Source organism: Nostoc sp. LPT (assembly GCF_017115165.1).
Classification (GTDB): domain Bacteria; phylum Cyanobacteriota; class Cyanobacteriia; order Cyanobacteriales; family Nostocaceae; genus Nostoc.
This window is the reverse complement of record NZ_JABXKF010000046.1, coordinates 1-25889: the sequence shown is the minus strand read 5'-3', so window position 1 is coordinate 25889 and position 25889 is coordinate 1. Positions and strand designations below refer to the sequence as shown.

The following is a 25889-nucleotide window of genomic DNA, read 5'->3' as shown; positions in this document are numbered from 1 at the left end:
AAAGATAAACAGCTTTACCTCACCTTGTTTATCGGGTGAGATTTTTCTCATGTTATCCGCGTTTTTTGCGATCGTGTGTAACAATCACTACTGTTTTGACTGAGGCTCGCAATCCGATTATTTGTTTTTCACTCTAGACAATTGGGGACTATGAAAAATCTCTTTTGGTTAATCAAGTCCTGCAACGTCTAGCACCAAAACTGTACAGACTCAGGAAAATACCATTCGTTCTTGTTGCAATATTTCCCGCAGGTACAGCAGTATCTGTGTTTTGCAGCGTTGCTGGTACTTTGGCCTCCAGTCAGACATTGAGTCAGAGATTCAATAGACCTCTTGCATAAATCAAAAATAAAGAACCCCTCCCCGCAAGCTCTTAGGGGTTAGGGGTGGGGTGTTAGGGACTTTTGCAAGAAGTCTAATGAATGTATTGTCAGGCAAAGACTGGGAACGAGTCAAGCCTCATCAAGCTAGTACAGCACGGCGTAAATAAACATACCCCTTCGGGTTCGGCAGCTCTTCATGGGGGGAACCCCCAAAACCGGACTGCCTCACCATTTCAAATGGTTTCATTAGGGGTGTAAGCGTGTAAGGGTTTAAGGGTGTAAGGTGAAGTCCTTTGGATTGAGACCAAAGGACAACACGGTTGCCCAACTTAATAGCTGGGCTTTTGACTCATGCGGGTGGTTGGGGCTAGATATCCCCAACCACCATGCAACCCCACACCCCCACACCCGCCCCAACGGGGCTTGGTAAAAGCCCGAAATACAATAATTATGCGTGACTTTTGACTTTTGAATGCGTGACTTCCGCCTTGCGGTACTAGGTTTTTTGGACTTGTGTGTACGCCCTAGCTTTGGCTGTTTGGGATTCTTGGGATTTAATTAAGTAATGAAGCAAACATGATATAGACAGTTATCCTGCTTATCTGCAACTTTTCCATACACCCTGCGTTGAAGTATGGTTGTAAACAACGATGATTTTATTTACAATCTGGTGACAGAGTTTTGCTTTCTGATTTCATGTTCCGTTTTATTCAAGAAATTCTTCCTGATTTAAAATTAACTTATTAACTGATATGGATGCTCAAAAAATAAAAATTTTATTAGTTGATGACAACTTAGAGAATTTACATTTTTTATCAGACATACTTCAACACCAAGGTTATCAGGTAGAAAGTGTTATTTTTGGGCAATTGGCAATCAATACAGCACTCGCTTCTTGCCCAGATTTGCTTTTGCTAAATGTTCTCATTATAGAGAAGGATGATTATGAAGTATGTCAATATTTGAAAGCTAACGCTCGAACTCAAGAGATTCCGATAATTATTTTCGGAATTTTCGATGATTTTTTTGAAAAAATAAATGTCTTAAATTTAGGCGATATTGACTATATTACTCAACCATTCCAAACTAAAGAAGTTTTATTACGCGTCCAAAATCAACTCACTCTCCAAAGACTGAAAAAACAGTTGAAAGAAAAAAATTTCCAACTGCAACAGGAGATTAAAGAGCGTCAACGGATTACAGTTGAGTTAAATATTTGCAACAGACAAATAGAAGATATTTTTAAAGAAATTCCCGTTAGCATTAGCAAAGCCTTTTGTAGAGAAGTTTATCAAAGCGAACGCCTTGTAGTCGAAGCCGCCCTTAAGAAGAGCGAAAGTCAGTATCGGCTCCTAGTGGAGACATCCCAGGACACGATCTGGTCGGTGGACATTGATGGACTAATTACCTTTGTCAATCCAGCAGTGAAGCAGATTTATGGCTACGAACCCCAAGAAATGATCGGGCGTGCCTTAATTGATTTCATCTCACCTACACAAGTTGCTCAAGATAAAGTAGCCTTTGAGCGCGTTCTTCAGGGAAAGTCTATCTTTGAGCATGAAACTAGCTGTGTAGCTAAAGACGGTACCTTACTTTATCTAATGTTGAATGCGATCGCATTACGCAACGAAGAGGGTCAGGTTATAGGCATGACAGGTACTGCTAGTAATATTACACAGCGTCGAGGAGTAGAAAAATTACTCCAAGAAAGCGCGATTAAGCTCCGCAATCATAATCTAGTGCTAACACAATTGGCACAAAATCAGACGCTTTATCAGGGTGATTTGAAAGCAGCCTTGAGTAAAATCACAGAAACAGCTGTCAAGAATATTGGCATGGAACGAGCTAGTGTCTGGCTGTATGACAAAACAGGCATAAAAATCCAGTGTTTCGATCTATTTGAGGGTAGTTGCAATCAACATAGCGAAGGACTTTTATTATCAGCGGCAGACTATCCAGTTTATTTTACAGCTTTGCAGCAAGACCAACCAATCGCCGCAGATGATGCTCATACCGATCCCAGAACTAAAGAATTTTCTGCATTTTACTCAAGATTAAACATCACCTCTATACTCGATACACCCGTTAGGCTGGAGGGAAAGACCGTAGGAGTTTTATGTCTGGAGGCAGTGGGAACTACTCATCATTGGACGTTAGAAGACCAAAATTTCGCTCGCTCTCTGGGTAATTTAGTATCCTTGGTATTGGAGGCAAAAGAACGTCAACGCGCAGAAGCAGCGCGACGGGCTTCTGAAGAAAAGTTAGCGTCAGCTTTCCGGTCATCTCCCGATCCAATTGCCTTAATTACTGTTCACAATAAACGCTACATCGAAGTAAACGACAGCTTTTGTCGGTTTTTTGGTTATTCTCGCTCTCAAGTGATTGATCGCACCGATGAAGAATTGAATCTTTGGGTGAATCCAGAAGAATATAATTTTCTCACCCACATTCTGCAACAAGCAAAAGCCATCCGCAACTATGAGATTGATGTCTGCACTTCAACAGGAGAAATTAGGACAACACTGTTGAGTGCAGAAATGATCGAGATTGATGGACAATGGTACGTACTGGGCACTACCAAAGATATTACTGAACGCAAGCAGGCAGAAAATGAAAGCCGTTTGTTGCTGTTGACAACCCAAGCGATCACTCGCGCTAGTGATGTCAACAGTGCCTTAGCAGTGGTCTTGCGCTTAATTTGTCACACCATTGGCTGGGATTTTGGTGAAGCCTGGATACCTAATGAAGATGGGACTGTTTTAGAACACAGTCTCGGATGGTACGGAGAAGATAGCAGTTTAGAAGAATTCTGCGACCAAAGCCAAACTGTGAAATTCCCTCTGGGAGTGGGATTACCAGGAAGAGTTTGGCACAACCAAGAACCAGAATGGATAGAAGATGTTTCTAAAGTTACACGACCAGTTTTCTTGCGATCGCCACAAGCTGCAAAAGTGGGATTAAAAGGTGGGTTTGGTGTTCCCATACTGGCTGGGAACCAAGTATTAGCTGTTTTAGTATTTTTTAAACGTAGCTCAGTATTGGTAGATCGACGTTTGCTCTTGCTAGTCAGTGCTGTTGCTGCTCAGTTGGGTGGGTTGATTGAGCGCAAAACCCTAGAACAAGAGCTAGCACTTAGAGAAGCTCGTCTCAATGCCTTTTTTAGCAGTGCTCCCGTCGGTATGAATATTGTAGATAACCAGCTGCGGTTTGTGCAAATCAACCAACTGTTGGCGGAGATTAATGGACTACCCCAGCAAGATCATATTGGCAAGACCATCCATGAAGTCTTACCCCACATCGCCCCTTTAGTAGAACCAATTTATCAACAAATTCTGATAACCGGTCAACCCATTCTCAATCAAGAATTAAGCAGTGCATCCATTCAACAACCAGATATTATCCGCCACTTCTTAGCTTCTTATTTTCCGATTGTTGGTGAAGACGATCGCCCTTCTGGTGTCGGCACAGTTTTAGTCGAAATTAGCGAACTACATGCAGCGCTACGCGAACGCAAACACGTCGAACAAGAACTGCGTTTAGCCAACGAACGCCTACAATATCTGCTCACCTCTAGCCCTGTAGTCATTTATAGCAGCAAAACATCAGACGATTTTAGCACTACTTTTATCAGTGAAAACGTTAAAGAAATGGTGGGCTACGAAGCGCGGGAATTTATCGATAACTCCAGTTTTTGGCTTTATCATGTCCATCCCCAAGATATTGAATTCATCTCAGAAAAACTTTCCCACCTTGTTGAGCAGGAGTACATTTCCTACGAATACCGTTGGTTACACGCTGATGGAACTTATCACTGGTTCTACGAAAAGATGAGGTTAATTCGTGACGAAGCTGACTACCCAATCGAATGTGTTGGTTATTGGGCAGACATTAACGATCGCAAATTGGCAGAACTAGCTTTGCAGTCAGGTCAACAACGATATCAACTACTAGCAGAAGCCTCACCAGCTTGTATCTTTCATACTGATGTGGATGGCAATGTTTTATATTTTAATCAACGCTGGAGTGAAATTACTGGATGTAGTTTAGAAGGATCTTTGGGAACAGGTTGGGCAAATGCCGTACATCCAGACGACCGCGAACAGCTATTGTTGGCATGGAATCAAGCAACAGCCGCTAAATCAAGCTATAAATACGAACATCGTTTCTTGCATAATGATAGTACAGTCGTCTGGGTAATTTGTCATGCTTTGCCAGAATTTAAAGATAATGGAGAACTTAAAGGCTACATCGGTACAATTACAGATATTACCGAGAGAAAATTGGCAGAAGAAGCCTTGCGTGAGAGTGCAGAGCGAGAAAGAGCGATCGCTCAAGTAATTCAAAGAATGCGCCAAACACTGGATTTAGAGACGATATTTGCGGCTACAACCGAAGAATTACGCCAAGTACTCAACTGCGATCGGGTTGTTGTCTATCGTTTCAATCCCGACTGGAATGGGGAATTTGTTTCTGAATCGGTGGGTAACGGTTGGATTTCTCTCATAGAAGAACACAACAACGATCCTCATCTCACAGAGGGTGTCTTACAAGATGGGCACTGCCTAGCGAAAATTTTGGATGGCAGTAATAACCACGTGGAATATCCCGATTTGCAAGTAACCCCAGGTGCAAGTTTCATCTGTGTCTCAGACATTTACAACGCTGAGTTTCATCCTGCTTATATCAACCTCTTAGAGCGCTTTCAGGCCAAAGCATATATTATTGTTCCGATTTTGCATGGTAGTCAGCTTTGGGGATTGCTGGCGAGTTATCAAAATTCCGATCCCCGCCAATGGAAATCAGGAGAAATCAACATCGTAGTTCAAATTGGCAATCAGTTAGGTGTTGCTTTACAACAGGCACAATTGCTGGCGCAAACTCAAAGGCAGTCCCAAGCATTGCAAGAAGCTGTGATCGTTGCTGATGCTGCTAACCGTGCCAAAAGCGAATTCCTGGCCAACATGAGTCACGAACTGCGTACTCCACTTAACGCCATCCTCGGTTTTACCCAAGTCATGAGCCACGATCGTGAATTATCAACTGAACATCAGCAAAATCTAGCAATCATCAATCGTGCTGGCGAACATCTCCTGAATTTAATCAACGATATTTTGGAAATGTCTAAAATTGAAGCTGGCAGAATAACCTTAAATCTCAACAGTTTTGACTTAATTCGCCTCTTGGAAAACCTCGAAGAGATGTTGCGCTTCCGCGCCACCTCCAAAGGATTGGAATTGGTTTTTGAATATACATCTCACCTTCCCCAATACATCCAAGTTGACGAAAGTAAACTACGTCAAGTCTTGCTTAACCTCTTGGGAAATGCAATCAAATTTACCGATACTGGAAGGGTAACGCTGCGGGTGGGAATGGAGAGTGGGGAGTGGGGAGCAGGGGGAGCAGGGGAAGCAGGGGAGCAGGGGAAGCAGGGGAGCAGGGGAGCAGGGGAGCAGGGGAGAATAATTAATCCCCAATTTCCAATGCCCAATGCCCAATGCCCAATGCCCAATGCCCAATACCCAATGCCCAATGCCCAATCTTTAACCTTCGAGGTACAAGACACTGGCCGCGGTATTGCCCCACAAGAAATTGACTTGCTATTTGAAGCTTTTGGGCAAACTGAAACCGGAAGAAAATCACAACAGGGAACAGGACTAGGTTTAGCAATTAGCCGCAAATATGTACAACTAATGGGAGGAGATATTAGCGTCACTAGCACTATTGGCGAGGGAAGTAAATTTGCTTTTGATATTCAAATTGGTCTAGCCGCAGCCAGCGAAATCCAGATCAAACAAACTAGACCCCAAGTTATTAGTTTAGCGCCTGCTCAAATTGAATACCGTATTTTAGTGGTTGATGACTCCACAGACAGCCGTTTAGTGCTAATGAAAATTCTCACATCTATCGGTTTTGCAGTCCAAGAAGCAATAAATGGCATTGAAGCGATCGCACTTTGGCAGACATGGCAACCACATCTAATTTTAATGGATATGCGGATGCCAATTATGGATGGCTACGAAGCCACAAAAGTTATTAAAACTAGAGAAGAAACCTCAATTCAAAATACCGAATCCCAAACCCCCAATTGCCCCAATTGTGAGACAATTATTATTGCCTTAACTGCTCATGCTTTTGAAGAACAACGAGAGGCAATAATCAAAGCGGGTTGCGATGATTATATTAACAAGCCTTTCCGCGAGGAAGAATTACTAGAAAAGTTAAGCGAATATTTGGGAGTTCAATATATTTATCAAGAAGAAAGCTATCAGCTAACAAACCTAAAGCAACAAAGACCAAAATCAATATTGACGCGCACGGATTTAGTGACTCTATTATCTGAAATGTCGCCGGAATGGGTGAAACAGGTATACACTGCCGCAGCTCAATGTAGTGATGACCTGATTTTAGAATTGATTGAGCAAATCCCTTCGGAAAATGCTGGATTGCAAAATTTTATTAAGAATTTAGCTCATGATTTTCAGTTTGAGAAAATTATGGAATTGACGAGTATTGCAAGAGTATTATCCAATTAATAAAAATTAATGGGTAAGCAAGTTCGTAGTAAAGACTTTAGTCTTTAATTTTCTAAGCACGCTTTGTGCTTACTACAAACTTTTCATTACTAGCTTATACCGTTTCTTTGTAAAGCTGCGCCAAATTCTAGCTTTTTTTCAACGCAAAGGTACGCAGAGGTAAACAGAGGTTTTCTGAAGATAATTCGCTATCTCCCAAAAGAATTAGGCGCATCTTCATAGAGAATTGGTATTAGACATTGTACTACGCTATTTAGTAACGGATTGATAGCTATGGTATTAATGCAAAGCCGGAGACGCTCCGCCTCCGGTGAGGATGAAAACGGCAGGAGTAATTCAATTTTAAATTTTAGACATTTCCTACGGAACGCTACGCGAACGGCGTGAGCGCTCAGTCGAACGCTTTTCCTTCAATTCAAAATGGTTTTACCGTAAACGTCCCGATCGCAATGTACTAATAATTAACCACAAACCCAATAAACTAGCGACTGCAAACAGGGTGGTGCTTAAAAAAGATAGCTGAGTTGTCTGCGCTCTGGTGGAAATAATTGCCGCACCCATAATCAACGAACCCACTAATATACTAAAAGATAGTCGGTTAGCCGCATCATCCATAGTGCGCCGCACACCATCTAATCCCCGCAACGAGAGATTCCACTGTAAGGTTTCTGAGGTAACTCGGTCTAATAATAGTTCAATTTGGCGGGGAGATTGCAGAGACAGACTTTTAATATCTAAGGCTGTCCTCAGGAGCGATCGCACTGGATTATCCCCTATTAGCTGCCGACGAAACAAGTCTGTAATTAATGGTTTGACTTCATCAAAAAAGTTAAGCTCTGGGTTGAATGTCCGCGCTACCCCTTCTAAATTCGCTAGGGTTTTGGCATACAAACCCATATTACTAGGCAACCTAATTTTATTGTTGCGGGCAACTTGTAAAACTTCATAAATTATCTGACTGAAGTTTATTTGCGTGAGGCTGACATTATGATACTTTCGTAACATGCGATCGTAATCATTTTCTAACCGCGACAAAATTACTGGCTGACCAGAATCTGATAGCTGTAAAGTTAACTGAGCGCACCGTTGAGCATCTAAATCAACGATCGCTAACAACATCTCTGTTAATATCTGCTGTGTACGGGGATCGAGTCTTCCCACCATGCCACAATCTAAGAGGGCAACACGACCATCTTTGAGATAAAACAAGTTTCCTGGATGGGGATCGGCGTGAAAAAAGCCATCAATATATAGTTGCTGGAAAAATACCCGAAATAACAAAGTAGTTATTTCTTTACGCTTTTCGGCAGGATCTTTAACATTGGGGTCATTATCCAAATCCGCTGCCAAGAACGGTATCCCATCCAGCCATTCCATTACCAGTAACTTTGGTGTGGTCAATTCCCAGTTAATTTCCGCAACCACTATTTGTGTGGGATCGTACCAGCGACTTTTAGATAAGTTGCGCCGCAGTTGGTCTGTAAAACCTGCTTCCCTTGTAAAATCTAACTCGGCTTCTAAAGCTTTGGTAAATTCTTCGGCGATGGATTTGATTTCGTAGGTTTGCCCAAAATCAGTTCGCGCCACTAAATCGGCAATACCTTGAATTAAAGCAATATCTTGGGCAATAGTCAGATCAATTCCCGGACGTTGCACTTTTAAAGCAACTTCTCGACCGTCTGCTAGTGTAGCTCGATGTGTCTGGGCAATCGATCCGGCTGCAACTGGGATCGGGTTAACTGTACTGAAGGTTTCTGCTAGTGAAAGTTTTAATTCTTTACGGAGGATTATTTCTATTTCTGACCAGGGAACTGGTGGTACTTCATCTTGTAGAGTTGACAATTCCTCAATGTAAGAGGCGCTCAGTAAGTCAGGGCGGGTAGACATTAACTGACCAAGTTTGACGTAAACTGGGCCCAAATCTACCAGAATATTTTTTAAAACCGCAGGTGTTGGAAGTTGAGGTTCATCAGCTTTGGCACCAGTAAGTAACCTTCGCATATAGTCCCAGCCATTGCGAAGGAAGACTTCCAGAATTTCTCGTTGACGGGGAACAGTTTGGGTGAGGAACATTTTTGTAAAATAACTGCAAAGAGGCAGAGGAGTTAAAGAGGTAGGCAGCAGGGGATGACAATACAACGGAAATCGGCTCTAGTTTTGATGCTTGTTAAAGTGTTGCTAGCTGCCGCACATTCTTGAAATCTTTTTATGGATGATTGTACGGCTTGGTGGAGCTTCTGTTCGTTCAGCATCCGTTTGACGTAGTTTGAGCAGGAATCCCCCCCGTGTAATAAGCGATGAGAACAAGAAAATCCTTTGGATGGAGAAATATATTTTTGATAGGCAGTAATAGAATCGATTGCCATTGTCTTGGCGAGAGGCTCAAAGCTAATAATGTCCATAACTGTCAGATAAAATAACGGACAGTCAAGTTATAATGGGAAAACAGACTTTTTCGCCTCTGCCAAGGGTTCTAACTTTTATAGCAGGTCGGTAAATCGGGAATCGCTTTGGATAATTTTAAGGATCTGCTTGATTTCCTGGGTACGTTCTTTTTTGACAACGAGAGTGACATTGCGATCGCGCACAATCACCACATCCTCTAAACCAATAGTAACAACTACATCCTCTGGATTTGAGGCGTAAATAATCGCCCCTTGCGTATCTAAACCTACGTGGGTAGCGAGTTCCACATTGGGAGTCTCTTCTTTTTTCAGTAAGCGTTCGATCGCATTCCAATCTCCTAAATCATCCCAACCAAAATCAACTGGCAAAACGTATGCTAGAGTAGTCTTTTCCATTAACGCATAGTCTATACTCTTCTTAGGCAACTGAGGATAGATATCAGGGCCATGTTGTTCTAAAGGTTCGATAATTTCTGGAGCATGGGTATGTAGTTCCTTGAGAACAACCCCCGCCCGAAAAACGAACATTCCACTATTCCAGCTAAAACGTCCCGTAGATAAAAAAGTCTCTGCCGTTTCCCGGTCGGGCTTTTCAGTAAAGCGGTTCACGTGATAAGCTGGCAACTCATTAAAGCTACCTATTTTTTCACCTTGTTCAATGTAGCCGTAACCTGTTGATGGAAAAGTCGGCTTGATCCCCAGTGTAACGATCGCTGCTGTGCTTGTTGCCAGTTGCGTTGCTGCATTTAATGTGTGTGCAAACGCCTCTTGGTCAGCAATCCAGTGGTCAGCAGGGAAAAAGCCAATAACAGCGTCTTCTCCATAGCGCTGTTTGATTTTTAAACTTGTCCAAGCAACAGCTGCGGCAGTGTCTCTTCCTTCCGATTCAATCAGCAAGTTTTCAACTGGTAGATCAGGTAATTGTTGTTTTACCCCTTCAGCTATCTGACTAGAAGTGATTACCCACAGGGAATCCCAACTTCCTCCGAGTGCTAACAAGCGATCGGCGGTTGCTTGTAATAGACTTCTAGAGCTACCATCAAGACTTAAAAATTGCTTGGGTCGGTCTTTGCGGCTTAAGGGCCAAAAACGTTCACCTTTACCACCAGCTAGGATTACGGGGAACAATAAAGTATTCATGTTGTCATACACGCCTACCGAAGAACATTACAAGTTTACAGTGAGCTTTTCCACTGGCAATATTTGTAGCTTGGATTAACATACTTTTAGGGAGTGGTTGAGTGGGGAGATAATTGTGATAAAACAAGTCGAATGGTCGGAAAATCCGGTTACGTCTCAACAAGTAGTATTTGAAAGTGACGTGGGATCGTCGCAACTTCAACGGACAGAAAATCAAGTAACGCCAGCACCAGTAGCCGACTCAGAGGAGGAGGTTGAATTAAACCAGCCAGCGAATCCGAACCGTAGCGTCGTCGAATCTGTGGGCGCGATTCCCAATCAGCTTTCTGAGAGACTGGGCTTAACCATGCCTCGATGGCTGTTATGGTTTATGACGGTTGTCATTGGTATCATCTTATCTGGGCTGCTGGTGTCAACGTTAGCGCTGTGGACTCCTTTATGGAGCAATCTAGATCGAACAGATGAAGATTTAGGAACTGCTGCTAAAGACGAAGTAAAAATCCCATTACCAGGGGAGTTATGGAGCAAACTTTCCCAGTACAAGCTTTCACGACCGATGAATATTTTAATCATGGGGATTGAACCAGTCAGCGGTACTGTTGATGGCTCACCAGAAAGCTTTGCAGGCAAAAGCGACTCTATGCTACTGGTACGACTTAACCCTAATGAAAAATCTGTACGAGTGCTTTCCATTCCCAGAGATACGATGATCGCCATCCCTGAAAAGGGAGAAAAGGGATTAACTAAGGTATCTGATGCCAATGCCAAAGGCGGCCCAGTCTTGGCAGCACGGGTAGTAAGCCGTACCTTAAATAACGCCCCAATCGATCGTTACATCCGCATTTCTACTAGCGGCTTACGGCAGTTAGTCGATCAGTTAGGCGGAGTAGAAGTCTTTGTTCCCCAATCAATGGAATATAAAGACTCTAGCAGTCGATTATCGATTAATTTAGTCAGTGGCTGGCAAACCCTCAACGGCGAACAAGCAGAACAGTTTGCCCGATTCCGCGAACCAGGTTTGGGAGATTTGCCGAGAGTACAGCGTCAGCAAGCACTAACAGCAGCCTTGCTGCAACGCTTAAATAGTCCCACCATCTTACCCAGGTTGCCTCAATTAACTCGCTTGATGCGAAAATATTTTGATACCAACCTGAAGATGGAAGAAATGATGGCGTTGGTCAATTTCGGTCTTAACCTAGATCGAGATAATTTCCAAATGACCGTGTTGCCTGGTACCTTTAGCCGTTTTAGCAAAGACCCTGATAGCTATTGGCTGAATATGACTGGACAACAGAGCCTGTTGAATGATTATGTTGGGGTAAATGTACCTGGTCTAAAGCCAGATATGCGTCAGGTTCCTAACCTCAAAATTGCTATTCAAAATGCTTCAAATCAACCTCAGCTAACTGAAAAAGTTATTGCTTATCTTAAACGGAAAGGCTTTAATAATATTTACAAAGTGCCTGATTGGCCAGATACCCAACGTCAAACTCAGATTATTGTCCAAAAAGGCAACCGACGAGTTGGAATTGATTTGCAAAAAGTCTTAGGCTTGGGTCAAATCGAGGTGTCTGCCATTGGTGATTTAGAATCCGATCTGACAATCCGCATTGGTAAAGATTGGAAATAGCTAAGAGTCATTAGTCATTAGTCATTAGTCATTAGTCATTGTTAACTAACAGAGGACAAATGACAAAAGACTAATGACAAAAGACAAATAATAAAATTATGAAAAAGATTTTACTGCGCTTTTTGGGTTTGATTGTGATTTTACTACTAGCATTTGGGTGGATAATACTTAATCCCAAACCGGCTTTTGCTCAGATAAACACAATCAATTACAACAATATAAATTTAGAAAATCGTGACTTTTCTCATGCTGATTTAGTCGGTGTAACTTTTGTTGCAGCAGAAATGCGGGGGACAAATTTTCAAGCAGCGAATTTAACCAACGCAATTCTGACTAAAGGAGTTTTATTAAAGGCAAATTTGGAAGATGCGAACTTGAGCGGCGCTTTAGTTGATCGCGCCACTATGGATGGTGCTAACCTGAAAAATGCCATATTTACTGAAGCAACTTTGACCCGTAGCCGCTTTTATGATGCTGATGTCACTGGTGCTGATTTTAGCGATGCTTTAATTGATCGCTATCAAGTGTCATTGCTGTGTGAAAGAGCCGATGGCGTGAATCCAGTCACAGGTGTGTCAACGCGAGATAGTTTGGGTTGTAAGTAAATCTCCGCTTTAAGCCTAAAAACAGAGACGTTTTAGCGAAAAAATGGAAAATACAAATTCTTTATTAAACTATGTATTATTAATTACCAATTTGATTTTAATTTGGTATTTGTTCAAAGGTAAAAATATAAAAATTCATGAGAAAACACAAAATAAACTTAATTTTACTATTCAACCCAAGTTGCTTCGGTTTATTGGGTTTTTTATTGGACAAGCAGGGATAATTTGCTTGTATACTATTTTTACGATTATAAGTGTCACACAACTTAGTTGTGACCGTGTACCCCAAAATTTACAAGCTTTCAGTATTGAGCAAAAATCATCAATAATTATATGTGAACTGAGAGAGTTTGATTTTTTTGATCATCAAAAAAGCCAAAAAAAAATTACTGGATTAATTGGAACTCGTTTAGAAAAACAAACTAAAACTGATAAAGAGGGAAAAATATTATATACATATCGAGTTCAGTTATTAACTAATAGAGAAAGTATTTTATTTACACAAATTGCTTATAGTGATTATTTTTTAGAAGAAGCAGAGTTGATAATTTTAAAAATTAAGAATTTTTTAGCACAACCTTTAGATAAAAATTTAGTAGTTAAGCAAGATGATACTTTAAAAGGTTATGCCGCAATTGGCGGAACCCTATTTTTGTTTTTGGTAGGTTTACTCATAATAGCCGCAGGTTCATTTATCAACTGTAATTTTGATAAAGAATCAAATAGTTTAACTCTCAGCCGCTATCGATGGTTTGGAAAATTGGGAAAAGCGGTTTTTTTGTACTCGTTAAATGAAATTGTTGATATTAAAGTTGAAAGTTCTGATTCTAGCGAAGGTGGCTCTGTTCATCGAGTTATCTTAATGTTAGCATCTGGTGAAACCGTACCTTTGAGTGGGTGCTATAGTTCTGGATTTGAAGAGAAACAAGAAATAGTTAAGATGAGCAAAAGTTTTCTCATTTCAAACTAGTACCTTTTTATACTAAATCTGCCATTTTATCAACATCAACTCTGCGATCGCATCCCAAAAAACGTCCTAAACTATAAATAAATTATATTGATTCAAGTGTTGGTGCATTAGTCTAATGGCATAACGCAATGGCAGTTATGATGCCTTCGGGGAACGGAGGAAACCCTGGCTCCCCTATTTAAGATTGACTGAGAATTGTCAAAAATCAATCGCCTCTAATTACTGCTGGGAATTTCAATTAAAAATTCTGTTCCTTCTCCTGGTTTAGAGGAACATTTCATCTGACCATGATGTTTTTCAACTACTATTTGATGGCTAATAGACAATCCTAAACCCGTACCTTTACCTGGTGCTTTGGTAGTAAAGAAGGGATCAAATATATGCGATCGCACCTCTTCTGGAATCCCAAGACCATTATCAGCTATTCTAATTACAATCTGGTTATGAACGACTTGCGTATTAATCCAGATAGTCAAGGGTATTCTCGGACACGTTTGTAATAATTTCAAATACTTCTGCTGTATAGTGTTAAACTTTTCCTCTAATGCATCAATACTGTTACTCAAAAGATTCATAAACACTTGATTTAATTGCGCGGGATAGCATTCAAGCAAAGGTAAATTATCATATTGTTTAATAATCTCAATAGCTGGACGTTCATTATTGTTTTTAAGGCGATGCCCTAAAATTAATAAAGTACTATCCAAGCCTTCATGAATATCTACTGGCTTCAATTCAGCCTCATCTGTACGAGAGAAGTTTCGCAGTGATAGCACAATATCACAAATCCGCTCTGTTCCTACTTTCATAGACTCAAGGGTTTTCGGTAAATCTTCAATGAGAAAGTCCAAATCACTTTTGTCGATTTGCTCTTGGACAGTTGGCAATATTGAGGAGTTTTGCCGGTAAAGTTTCACTACCTTTAGCAGCTCTTGAGTATATTCATTTAAATGGATAAGATTGCCAAAAATAAAACTGATAGGATTGTTGATTTCGTGGGCAACTCCAGCAAGTAGTTGTCCTAATCCTGCCATTTTTTCACCCTGAATTAACCTAGTTTGAGTTTGTTTTAATTCTTGCAGAGTCTGAGTAAGTTCTAAGGTTTGACGTTTAGTTTGTTCGAGTAATTCTGCTTGCTGAATCGCAATTCCTAATTGCACCCCAACTTGAGCCAGTAAATTAATTTCCTCTTCTTTCCAATAACGCGGTTGCGAATTTTGATAAGCAACTAATAATCCCCATAATTTTTCACCTTCCCGAATCGGAACAAAGGTTTCGTTACGCGGAAGTTCGTTATCGTCGTCTGTATTCTCAAAAGTTTCTATAATCGTTGGTTGGGTTTGTGCAACTGGTTTCCAACCATCTTTAAAGGAATCTGCCACAAATTTACCGCTCCAATCCGGGTTGAAACGGTAGATTGCAATTCGCTCGACTTCGAGTAACTCTCGCACAGCGTGAGTAGTGGTTCTAAAAATAGTTTTAATATCGAGTGACTGGCGGATTTTATCAATAGTTGCAGCCAGTAGTTCTTGGCGTTCCATTGCTTTTTCGCGTTCAGTGGCTTCTGCTAACTGGATAACCTGCATTTGAACTTGCTTTAAATAAGAATCCTGTTTTAATGCAACTCCCAATTGCTCGGCTATTTGACTGGTAAATTCAATTTCAGAGGGTTGCCAATAACGAGGAGCGGTGCATTGGTGAATACATAGCAATCCCCAAAGTTCACCTTTTTTCAATAGAGGTGCGACCATATTTGCCCGCACTTGAAATTTTTCTAGGATTTGGACGTAGCAACCGGGGAACTTTCCTTGATAAATGTCAGCGATCGCATTGACTCGACCTTGGGCGTAAAGGTGTGCAAAGTATTCCCCAAAGCAATAGTCATAAACTTTTTCTGCCATTATCGAGTTACACTCAGGCACAAAATCCTCAGAAATAAATTCTCCTTCCCAATCTTTTTGCGGGTCAAAACGAAAGACTGCCACTCGGTCTGCTTGCAGCATTTGCCGGGCTTCGGTGACAGTAGTCTGGAAGATTGTATCTAAATCTAGGGACTCCCGAATTCGAGTAATTACACTAGTTAATGTCTTTTGTTGCTCTGCTTGGTACTGAGCGTATGCCAGCAGCTTATGGTGTCGCACTGCTACACCAATTTGTGTACCGATTTTGCTCAGTGATTCGACTTCATAAGATTGCCACTCTCTGGGTGAGGCATTTTGGTAGGCAGCGATGATTCCCCAAAGTTGATCTCCTTGGAGAATAGGGGCAGTAGCAAAGGCTTTTGCCTGAAATTGTTCCAACAGAGTTATATGGCAGTTTGTTAATCCGGCTTGATAAATATCATTAACTATAAAAGTCTGGAACTATAAAAGTCTGGTTGTTAACGTAACGTCCACCTTGCGTCTGTTGTAAATAAGTATCAGCGATCGCAGGCTGAACGCCAACTAAAGGAGTCCAACCTTCAGTAAATGATTCGGCAACAAAGTTACCACTCCAATCGGGATTGAAGCTAAAAATGGCAACTCGATCGGCTTGCAGCAGCTTACGTATTTCTTGAGTTGTGGTTTTAAAGATGGTTTCAATATCAAGGGGTGAGCGAATTTCATCAACAATTTTAGCTATTACTTGGTCGCGCTGAACTGCTTGAGCTAATTTTGCAGCTTGCAATTTGACTTCATGGAGATGCTTTGCTTGTTGAATCGCAACAGCAAGATGGTCAGCAATTTGACGAATAAACTCAATTTCCGATTCTTTCCAATTACGAGTCTCACTACACTGATGAATGCAAAGCAATCCCCACAGTTCCTGCTTCCGCGATAGAGGGACAACAAGATTAGCCTGTACCTGAAATTTACTCAAAATTTCCAGATGACAATCACTCAGTCCTGCCTTGTAAATATCTGCTACTGCTTGCACTCTACCTTGTTGATAATTGGCAGCAAATTGTTCTCCAAAGCCGCGATCGGAAATTTTTACTGCCATTGCTGAGTCCCAGCCAATTGCAACATCTTCACAAACAAATTCTCCCTCCCAGTTTTGTTCGCGGTCGAACTGGAAGACTGCCACCCGGTCGGCATTTAGCAACTGACGCACTTGTGTAACAGTCGTTTGAAAAATTGTTTCTAAGTCAAGAGACTCACGAATTCGGACAATTACACTTGCCAAAGCTTTTTGTTGCTCTAGTTGCTCTTGAAGTGGATTTTCTGTGAAATTTGAATTGGGTTCCATTGCTCTGGATTATCTCGTTTTTATACAAGGGTTCCTCACACCAAAGTTCATGGGGTTAAGAAGTGTCACAAATATGACAAACTGCAAAGTTTTACAGTCTTCAACTGGCCGCGTCCAGAATTCACCAATTTCAGATGAATGGCAACTTGTTGGGGACGAATGGGCGCTCTGGGACTGTGTACTGGGTACTAGGGAAGAAAATATGAGTAAAATTTGTTTGGGATTCCAATCCCCATTCAAATCTTGCCTGATACCCAGTCCCTAATCTCCAATCCCCAATCCCTAGTTCAACTATTTCCCAGAAGATGGTTATTGTTATAGTTCCCCTTTATCGATCTATCCTTGTAATGGGTTAAAAAATAATTTTGGCTTGTACACAAAGCAAGGAGATGACTAAGTACAGCCCACCATAAAAAAGGTTTTGTCAAAATTTACCTGACAGACTGCGGAATTTCAGGTTAAATGTTTTAAAGTATGCACTCTGCAAGAGTTGTCGGGTATTATTCGTGACACAACAAGACCAAAAACCCTCTCGTTCTTTCGCTGGAATTGCTGGCATTGTTGCCGCAGCCACATTAATTAGTAAAGTCTTCGGTTTAGTGCGGCAGCAAGCGATCGCTGCCGCATTTGGTGTTGGTGCTGCTGCCACCGCCTATAGTTATGCCTATATTATCCCTGGCTTTCTATTGATCTTACTCGGTGGTGTAAATGGACCATTACACAGTGCGCTCGTCAGCGTTTTAGCCAAGCGGCGGCGAGAAGAAGCGGCTCCCCTAGTGGAAACTGTGACAACGCTGGTAGGTGGAGTGTTGTTGCTGGTGACAGTGGCTCAGGTTCTATTTGCGGATGCGATCGTTGATTTAGTCGGTCATGGTTTGGAAGAAACAACCAGAGCGATCGCCATTCAACAACTCCGCATTATGGCCCCGATGGCTTTATTTGCCGGTTTAATTGGCATTGGCTTCGGTACTCTCAATACAGCCAATCAATATTGGTTACTCTCCATTAGCCCTTTATTATCCAGTATTACCGTTGTTGGCGGTCTTGCTATCTTGGCGATGCAACTGGGCAAGGACATTATTAAGCCGGAGTACGCTTTAATCGGGGGAATGGTCTTAGCTTGGGGAACCTTAGCAGGAGCGATTCTCCAGTGGGTAGTGCAGCTAATTGTCCAGTGGCGGTTAGGATTAGGCACATTACGCCTGCGGTTTGATTTTAAATCTCCAGGCGTTCAAGAAGTAATTAAAATTATGACTCCGGCAACGATTTCCTCTGGAATGATGCCAATTAATGTTGCTACTGACCTTTATTTTGCTAGTCCTATCCCTGGTGCAGCGGCAGGATTTAACTATGCCAATCTATTAGTACAAACTCCCTTGGGGATTATTTCTAATATTATTTTGCTGCCTCTATTACCGATATTTGCCAAACTTGCTGACCCCGAAAATTGGCAGGACTTAAAATTACGAATTCGCCAAGGACTCCTACTCACTGCTTTTACCATGCTACCGCTAGGAGCGTTGATGGTGGCGCTATCTGTCCCCATTGTGCAGGTGGTATATGAGCGCGGTGCTTTCAAGCCAGAAGCTACACAGCTAGTTTCATCCTTGCTAGTAGCTTATGGAATTGGGATGTTTGTCTATTTGGGGCGTGATGTTTTGGTGCGGGTATTCTATGCTTTAGGCGATGGACAGACACCTTTTCGCATCAGTGTTTTTAACATCTTGCTCAATATTTTATTAGATTGGTTTTTCGTTAAACCTTTTGGCGCTCCCGGTTTGGTATTAGCAACAGTGGGCGTAAATTGTAGCTCAATGTTAATGCTGTTATGGTTGCTTGATCGCAAACTCAATGGTTTACCTTGGCGCGAGTGGAGTTTGCCGATTTTGGGTTTGGCTGCTGGTAGCATAGTTGCTGGGATAGCAAGCTATGGGACTTTGATTGGTTCTCAGTATTTGTTAGGTAAAACGGGTTTACTGATTCTGGTGTTGCAGTTGTGTGTATCTGGCTTCGTAGGGATTGTGGTGTTTGCTGCGACCGCTTCATGGCTGAAAATACCAGAGGTAAATATTTTTATATCTCGTCTACGTCAACGCTTTTTGAAGAAATAACGAGCGATCGCTCTAGCCAATGTTATAGAAATATCCGGATATATAGATAGCGTCGGCGCTGCCCGTCGTAGACATCGTCTTAAGTAGGTCGGCGTAAATAATTATCCTTGGAATAAGGCAGGGGTAAAAGCGCGATCGCACCCACTACTCGATTTAAAGTATTTTAAATTTTTCAGTTGGTATACCCAAGTGGGTGAGAAATAATTCAACCACTTGGATGAACCAGGTGCGTGAGGTTACATTTTGTCAAAAAAGAGATTCTAGTACTAGAGAAGATTAATTTTACTTAACTCTAGTGAGAATAATTCTATGAAACTTACAAAATTAGCTGCCTCTTTCCTTGCTGTTGCTTCCATTGTCCTCTCAGCCGGCGTTGCATCTGCTCAAACAGCAGGTACTAACGGTAACTACATTGGTGCTGGTGTTGCTGTTGGTGCAACCAGTGGCGGACAAGGAAACGATGAAGCACAAATTGGTGGTAATATTCAAGGACGATACGCCGTTCCCAATGCCCCTGTTTCGCTGCGGGGTTCTGTGTTGTATGGTGGTGATGCTGCTGCAATTATGCCCATAGTGACTTATGATGCACCCATCGCCAAAAATACTAACGTTTACTTCGGTGGTGGTTATTCTTTTGTAACTGACGAAGGTCAAAAAACTCCATTGGGTAATCGGAATTCACCTGTAGTCACCCTTGGGATTGAATCAGAAGTTAGCAAAAATGTCATTGCCTACGGCGATACTAAATGGGGTATTGACGCTTACAGAAATAGTGATGCTGATGCTGTCAGCTTCCAAGCCGGATTAGGCTATCGCTTCTAGTAATTACGAGCTAGAAAACGGCCTATTCAGAAGCTAAAGCAATGATGTTTACCAGCCGTAATCGTAATTCACTCTTTCATACCTGAGTATTCATATTCAGGTATGAATCATTTTTTTTGATGATTTTGATAAAAAATGATATTGGCTAGTATTGATACTTTCTTTTAAAGTGAAATGAGTAATTGGAAATATACGTATAAGATATTACTCATGAAAAAAATTAATCCTATTCCAGAAATAGTTGGTGAAACAACTGACGTAGAATCTTGGCTGATTCGAGCAGGGCTAAGATTTTCCGACTTAGGTAATGATGCCGACAGTATTGCAATCCGTAGGCAATGGCGAGAATACCAAACCGCAGTTCACAGATGCTGTGTAACCCTACATCAACCACCATCACACGTTCAACTAAGTGGCGACTATGCCAGCTTGAGAATACCTGGTGGCGCATCAACCAATTGTGCGATCGCCTGTCGAGTCGTCCCTAGTCCTTAGACTAATTATCCTGTTGCACGCCGTTCACTACTGGCTTAATTTCTGAAAATGGATCGGTGCCGCCACCCCAGTTAAAATCACTAATTCGGATGCTGAAGCCGCCTAACTCCAGCACCGGATTGTAACGTAAGGTAATGCCATAGGTGCGACGGCTATATTCCAAAATGTAGTCGGTGCTAGTTTCTTTACCAGTATCTAAGTTAACAGATGTTTGGAAGCCTAAGCGAAAAGGGCCGTAGATTTGCTGTGATATTCCAGCGGTCAAAACTTTATTGTCAACGGAGCGGTCAAACAAAAAGGGTGATAATCCGTTATTTAAGCCTTGAGAGAAACTGACATTAAAGGCGGTGTAGTCTAAAAAAGGTCGAGAAAAATGACCAATTTGCCCTTGTAAGCCAATTGTACCAATTAGAGTGCTTTGGTTATCACCATTGCTGTAATAACTGGTAGTGCCTGTGAGGCTAGCGATCGCTTGCAAGTAAGGAACTACAGGAGTAGCGGTGTATCGTAATCCCTCAGTGGCAGTGGGTGGTAATGGTTTTCCCCGCCACAGCAACAGCCCTCTACTGAGGGTAGCACTGGTTTGTAAACGACCAAGTGAAATGCGATCGTTTTCCCGCACTGGTTCTAGCAAGTCTGGGCGATCGGTATTGGCATCAATATACTGGGCACTTGCCTGGTAGTTGAGGTTGATGCCACTTTTTCCTAAAGGAATCACCGGAGAAGTAATAATGCCGCCAAAACTGCTTTGAACAGTTTGAAAACCCAGAGTACCGTTGTAGAGACGATCGCGGTAGTTATATTGCACATTCAATGTGTGGGGAAGAGAAGTGCCTAATGTCTGGCGCAATCCTAAATTCACTCGCAAATTGTCTTCCACGTTGTTCAAGTTAAAACTAGTTAACTCCGCAGTTCCCTGAATTATCCTCCGTGGACTCAAAATAGAATTTATCTTGGTTTTCACACCAAACAGTGCCCCTAAGTCACCCACGCCTTCTTGCACACCTCTCTGTAATAATAACTGGGGCGTAATTGTCCAGCGTGTCTGCTCTGTATCGATTACTGGAAAGCCACGCTCAATATACAAACCACCCCGATCTTCTCCATCGTAGCCGGGGGAGACTATTGCAGGTGTAACGTCCCGCTCTCGGCGGTCAATAGTACGCTCATTCAGTGGAATTGGTAAAGAGACTCTTTGATCCAATACCAAACGCTGCTTCTGTGTCCTGATGCGGTCTACCAAGGGTGATTCTCGCGTCAAAGTTACTTTATCTGCGCGTAATTCTAATTCAGGAGGCGAAAAAGGATCGTTGGTGATGCGGACATTACTTGCTTGCCAGCCTTGCGGATAAAAGTCAATTTGTTCAGCTTCAAACCTGAGCCGATTGACTGTACCCCCTGTTTTCGGTGGCGGGATGTTGCTAGCATCTGCTTGACCACCAAATGTCACATCAATTCCTCCAGGGCTACTCACACCGGAAACGGGCTGATTGGCTCTAATGCGATCGCTGGGCGGACGTTTTGAAACTCCACCAGCACTTACAGCCGTGGGTGAAAAAGCAAAATCTGTTTGTGCTGAGGGTACATAAATTTCTCCTCTACCATTTTCCAGTTCCCCACTATCTTGAACAAAGTTATAGGTGAAGCGTTGTCCACGCAGTATCTGATCGCCCCGTGTTAAGGTTACGTTGCCTTCCCCCGCAGCGATCAAGTTGTCCAAATTAACTTGCAAGCGATCGGCATCCACCACCGCTCCATCAAATCGCACAACTACATTACCTACAGCTGTAATAATTCGCTGTCTCTCGTCATACTCTTGCCGATCTGAAGTGACTTCTACAATTCTTTGTCCGGCTGGCGGTGTGGTAGCTGGTGCAGTTGTACCAGATGGTTGAGCTTGTGGCTGAGTGGTATTTACTTGTGGTGTAGGCGTTGGTAGTTGGCTTTGTTGCTGTTGAGACTGAAATTCTACAGTGATGGGCGCTGAGAGTTGGTTTGTGGGCTTACGAGACTTGAATGTTATAAAATTTTGTACTGATTGAGAACTTGGTGCAAGATCGGCAGCAGATACAGAAATATTGGCTTTTTTTAGAGACTGTTGTGTAGTAATATCGCGTTGCTGTTTTTGTTGAGTTAACTTCTCAGCTAAAATTTCTGCTTTGGATTTGCCTAACTTGTTGCTGTTTGTAAGAGTTGGGGCAATTTGAAGAGGGCGTGGAGATTGGGCGACAAGGGGACTTGGAGAAACTCTATAGCTAAAGCTAGAAGAGTCCAAAAAGGTTGATTTTTCTCCACTACTAGAGTTTGGATTTAGCGATCGCTGACCGAGTTTTTGAGAAGGTTCATCTTTTGCGTCTTGGTCAGAAGCTTGCGCTGCAACTTTTCTTTGCAATGCAGCGGCTTCTCTTTGCATCTCCCGTTTACGCAACGCCGACATAAGAAGAAGTTCCGAGCGTCGAACCCCACCGTTCGGACTTGTCTTTGTGTCTTCTTTTTCTTGGCGATTAGAGATTGTAACCTTTTGTGTGGGATAACCAACAACCAGTGGTTGCCCCAAAAGCCCAGCAGTCGCAGAACCGATGATTGGGGAATTTTCTAGTGGAAAGGTTTCTGGTGAATGAGGTACAGAGGAAGTTTCAGGAACTACCAAGCGATCTTGAGTTGAGTCGATCGGAGTTGACAATAAAGGATCACTCTTAGTGTTACCCGAAATTGCCAACTGAGCCAAATTTTTGGGCTGCTTGGATTTGTCTGTCTTTTCGTATATTCCAGTATCTACACCTGAAAGAAACTTTGTATGACTAGCAGATGAGGGGGGATTTACAGGTTGTAAAGATTCAACGATAGGAGGCGGATCGGGTGGCAGAACTGGATGAAGCATAAGTGAGCAAAATCGGGCTAACAAACAGCCAAATGACAAAGGGAAGGATTAAACATACATTTTGCCTTCCGACTGTCGCCTTCTGCTACCTACAGCAAGCTACTTGGAGAAAGAAACTTACTAAATTTTCGCTTAGTAAGTTTCCGTGGCGTTTAGTATTTTCCGCCTTCCAAAGTCGCGGATGATTTATCGCCCTTTTACTCTAAGTCCCGACGTCCGGGGTTACGAGCTGGATCGTTCGACAAAAATCCGAAGATGAAGATAGTTACGAAGAAGGCAACAACAATATAAACAGCGATTTTTAAAGTCAGCATAGAAATATCTCCAACGGGTAAAACAAAGAAAGCTTTTCTTTGAGTATCTGCAATGCAGAAAAGATAGCTACTTTATATTACCCAAATCTCGTCCCTTTTTTAGAAGACTCTGGGGACTCAGGACTAGCAATGTTTACCCTACGGTTATTGATAATGTACAAGATGTCAGTTGTCTGACTTGTAGATGCCCTTAAGAAAGATAACTTAGAGACGTTTACCCTTGTGACGTTGACTGATGGCAAAGGTTTCCCAAAAAAAGGCAACAAGTTACAGGAGATAGTTACTATTCCCCATGCCTTTCAGCAGTGCTGAGTACTGAGTGCTGTACATGGGCGGGGCGTTGAGCCAGTGCTGAGTGGGGAATGGGCAGGGGAGATGAGGGAGTAGGGGAGCAGGGGAGAGTTCTTGTACAAGTTCTTTCCCCTCCGCACCTTTGCACCTGTGCCCAATGCTCTATTTCTCAACTCGAAGCTTTACTATATCTTTGCCAACTCGGTTTTTGATTACTCGTGCAGGTATGCCGACAGCAACGGAAAAAGCAGGAATATCTCTATTAACAACTGCTCCCGCACCAATAACACTGCCTTTGCCGATAGTAACGCCATCTAATACGGTTACTCCATGTCCTAGCCAACAATCATCCTCAATCACAATTCCCTTGCGAGTAACACCTTGGTATTTAATCAGCTCCATTGGCTTGGCAAAATTATGATTATTGGCATATATCCCTGAATGGGCAGCAATCATGCAGTGTTTACCAATTTTAATGTCTCCTGGCCCCTCAATACACACGTTGGGAGCAATGAAGGTGTCTTCATCAATATGTATATACGTATCTGCCAAAGACCCGATATCAACGTTACGCTCAATCGCAACTCTATCTCCTAGATGAATTCTATTATTTTTGTGTCCTCTCGCATCCATCCGCACACCCTTGAAAATATAGACTCCTGCGCCGATCTCAATACAAGAAGTACCGTTAAATTCAACACCATTTTGAATATACACTGGGCTGTCTATTTGGGCAAAAATACTACGATATCCTAAATTACGCAACTTTGGGCCGAGAAGAAGTGTCGGAATATCTCCTAACGCTGTAGTTACTAAAAGTTCTTGCACGCGCTGCAATTTGGAAAAATATTGCTCGTTCTGCATGGCTACATATCTCTTTAATCAATTGTTGTTGACAGTGTTTAAAGTTGTTTTGGCTGTATCCTAATCTTCTGCCAATACCAATAGCCTCTGTTTGTATTAATACATCAGCTAAAGTAGCAATATCAACAAAATTCCCCAAGATTTTTAGATGGTTTTCCAACATTTGAAAACCAGAGTCGGGCTTTGACTATGCAAGCAATTCTTGAGGCTAGGTGTGTATAATTACTCAAGTAATATGCACAATTGTGTTAAGTCGCTAGCAGCTTTTGTACTATATGCACGTAAAACTTTGGCTTCTTTTTCACAAAATTAATTAACAAAACAATTTCAGTGCATTGCTGGGTCAAAACTCAGACTCTTAAATTGTCTGATGGAAAATTTGCTGGTTTAGATAAGCTACTGTTTTGGTTCTCTGGCAAATTTAAAAAGCTTGCTTGCTACCGCTAACAGCACTCCTAAAGCAAATAGGGATAGTGTTGTTTGTTTTGAGGCTATTTCCCTTCAAGCGGTTTTAGTCTTTTGAAACAATTCAGTTTCACAAGCTATTTTGCAACAAAAAATACATTTAACTAGACTATATTCAAAGTTTAGATAAAATTTCTGCCTAGCATGACAATGTAATTATTGTTGGATTTTTCTGGGTATTTTTGCCCAAATAAAATCCAATTAGGGTGGATTATCTCCCACATCAGCCATCACATTGAAGTTAACCATCGGTGCAAACAAGTAAGCGCTTCCCCGACTGCTATGACGGCTTTCTTGCAACGAATTTCTAGAGTATGCTGCTCCAATCATGTTGCACACGGATGATTTACAGACTAGCCAATTCATGTTTGTAATGACATGAATAGTTTTTTATAACAATTGTTTTTAACGATAACACATTTTATTTTTAGTAGAACACTCTCATGAAATAAGTTTATTTCCAGGTTTATTATTGATGAGAATGGAGTAAATAAGTTAACTTTTTTACTAGAGTGATCGCTACTTGCAAATATTTTTATACACTTAGATAAAATCCCTTGAGGAGGGAGATTTAAAAAATGCTATCAGCGGTTATTGGCATTTTTGTCTATATTTATATCGTTGCTGGTAAAAGTAATTTTATGATTGGGCGTTCAACTTAGAATGATATCTACTATACTTGTGACACTCTCTTCGTTAAAAAGCCAAATTAGCCCAAAATATTCCTTTTGTCTACATACTTACTATCTAAAATATTCGGCGTTGCATAAATGCGGGATGAATCAGCTAAATACAGGTATTTCTCTATACTT

Annotated in this window: 16 protein-coding genes; 7 read left to right on the top strand and 9 right to left on the bottom strand. The window is 41.9% G+C overall.

Features of this window, described 5'->3' with window-relative positions:
* The first annotated feature begins 1075 nt into the window (after nucleotides 1–1075).
* On the top strand, nucleotides 1076–6856 hold the full coding sequence (locus tag HWQ58_RS10270; protein ID WP_292861235.1) for a PAS domain S-box protein: 5781 nt from the start codon (nucleotides 1076–1078) through the stop codon (nucleotides 6854–6856).
* Nucleotides 6857–7282: 426 nt separating this feature from the next.
* Here the strand turns inward: HWQ58_RS10270 and HWQ58_RS10265 are convergent, their stop codons facing one another.
* The 3 genes from HWQ58_RS10265 to HWQ58_RS10255 form a co-directional block, all read right to left on the bottom strand.
* A complete protein-coding gene (locus HWQ58_RS10265) occupies nucleotides 7283–8929 on the bottom strand; it encodes an AarF/ABC1/UbiB kinase family protein (RefSeq protein WP_292861232.1) in 1647 nt (548 codons plus the stop codon).
* A 32-nt stretch (nucleotides 8930–8961) separates the two neighbouring features.
* Nucleotides 8962–9222, bottom strand: a complete 261-nt coding sequence (yidD, locus tag HWQ58_RS10260) for a membrane protein insertion efficiency factor YidD (RefSeq protein ID WP_366837699.1) — start codon at nucleotides 9220–9222, stop codon at nucleotides 8962–8964.
* A 114-nt stretch (nucleotides 9223–9336) separates the two neighbouring features.
* Nucleotides 9337–10401 (bottom strand): mannose-1-phosphate guanylyltransferase, encoded by a 1065-nt coding sequence (locus HWQ58_RS10255; protein ID WP_292861227.1) that lies wholly within the window; start codon nucleotides 10399–10401, stop codon nucleotides 9337–9339.
* Nucleotides 10402–10516: 115 nt separating this feature from the next.
* Here HWQ58_RS10255 and HWQ58_RS10250 point away from each other — a divergent pair, with 115 nt between their 5' ends.
* The 3 genes from HWQ58_RS10250 (at nucleotide 10517) to HWQ58_RS10240 (ending at nucleotide 13606) form a co-directional block, all read left to right on the top strand.
* Complete coding sequence (locus HWQ58_RS10250; protein ID WP_292861224.1) at nucleotides 10517–12031, top strand: LCP family protein; 1515 nt, start codon at nucleotides 10517–10519, stop codon at nucleotides 12029–12031.
* 98 nt (nucleotides 12032–12129) lie between these two features.
* On the top strand, nucleotides 12130–12636 hold the full coding sequence (locus HWQ58_RS10245) for a pentapeptide repeat-containing protein (protein ID WP_292861221.1): 507 nt from the start codon (nucleotides 12130–12132) through the stop codon (nucleotides 12634–12636).
* Nucleotides 12637–12679: 43 nt separating this feature from the next.
* Nucleotides 12680–13606, top strand: a complete 927-nt coding sequence (locus tag HWQ58_RS10240; protein ID WP_292861218.1) for a hypothetical protein — start codon at nucleotides 12680–12682, stop codon at nucleotides 13604–13606.
* A 215-nt stretch (nucleotides 13607–13821) separates the two neighbouring features.
* Here HWQ58_RS10240 and HWQ58_RS10235 read toward each other — a convergent pair whose 3' ends face one another.
* Nucleotides 13822–15906 carry a GAF domain-containing protein gene (locus HWQ58_RS10235; RefSeq protein ID WP_292861215.1) on the bottom strand — a complete coding sequence of 695 codons (2085 nt, stop codon included), beginning with the start codon at nucleotides 15904–15906 and terminating at the stop codon, nucleotides 13822–13824.
* A 43-nt stretch (nucleotides 15907–15949) separates the two neighbouring features.
* Complete coding sequence (locus HWQ58_RS10230; protein ID WP_292861212.1) at nucleotides 15950–16834, bottom strand: GAF domain-containing protein; 885 nt, start codon at nucleotides 16832–16834, stop codon at nucleotides 15950–15952.
* A 506-nt stretch (nucleotides 16835–17340) separates the two neighbouring features.
* Between HWQ58_RS10230 and murJ the strand changes: the two genes are divergently transcribed.
* The 3 genes from murJ (at nucleotide 17341) to HWQ58_RS10215 (ending at nucleotide 20262) form a co-directional block, all read left to right on the top strand.
* Complete coding sequence (gene murJ, locus HWQ58_RS10225) at nucleotides 17341–18945, top strand: murein biosynthesis integral membrane protein MurJ (protein WP_292861209.1); 1605 nt, start codon at nucleotides 17341–17343, stop codon at nucleotides 18943–18945.
* Nucleotides 18946–19254: 309 nt separating this feature from the next.
* Nucleotides 19255–19767, top strand: coding sequence for an outer membrane beta-barrel protein (locus HWQ58_RS10220; protein ID WP_292861206.1), 513 nt, complete (start codon nucleotides 19255–19257; stop codon nucleotides 19765–19767).
* Nucleotides 19768–19977: 210 nt separating this feature from the next.
* On the top strand, nucleotides 19978–20262 hold the full coding sequence (locus tag HWQ58_RS10215; protein WP_292861203.1) for a hypothetical protein: 285 nt from the start codon (nucleotides 19978–19980) through the stop codon (nucleotides 20260–20262).
* Between the two features lies 1 nt (nucleotide 20263).
* Here the strand turns inward: HWQ58_RS10215 and HWQ58_RS10210 are convergent, their stop codons facing one another.
* The 4 genes from HWQ58_RS10210 to HWQ58_RS10195 form a co-directional block, all read right to left on the bottom strand.
* Entirely contained in the window at nucleotides 20264–23143 is a 2880-nt protein-coding gene (locus tag HWQ58_RS10210; RefSeq protein WP_292861200.1) for a DUF3769 domain-containing protein, read from the bottom strand.
* 197 nt (nucleotides 23144–23340) lie between these two features.
* A complete protein-coding gene (locus HWQ58_RS10205) occupies nucleotides 23341–23457 on the bottom strand; it encodes a photosystem II reaction center protein I (protein ID WP_041566417.1) in 117 nt (38 codons plus the stop codon).
* A 453-nt stretch (nucleotides 23458–23910) separates the two neighbouring features.
* Nucleotides 23911–24612: an acyltransferase gene (locus HWQ58_RS10200; RefSeq protein ID WP_292861197.1), complete on the bottom strand. Its 702-nt coding sequence runs from the start codon at nucleotides 24610–24612 to the stop codon at nucleotides 23911–23913.
* 666 nt (nucleotides 24613–25278) lie between these two features.
* Nucleotides 25279–25443 (bottom strand): hypothetical protein, encoded by a 165-nt coding sequence (locus HWQ58_RS10195; RefSeq protein WP_179063512.1) that lies wholly within the window; start codon nucleotides 25441–25443, stop codon nucleotides 25279–25281.
* Between the last annotated feature and the right edge of the window lie 446 nt (nucleotides 25444–25889).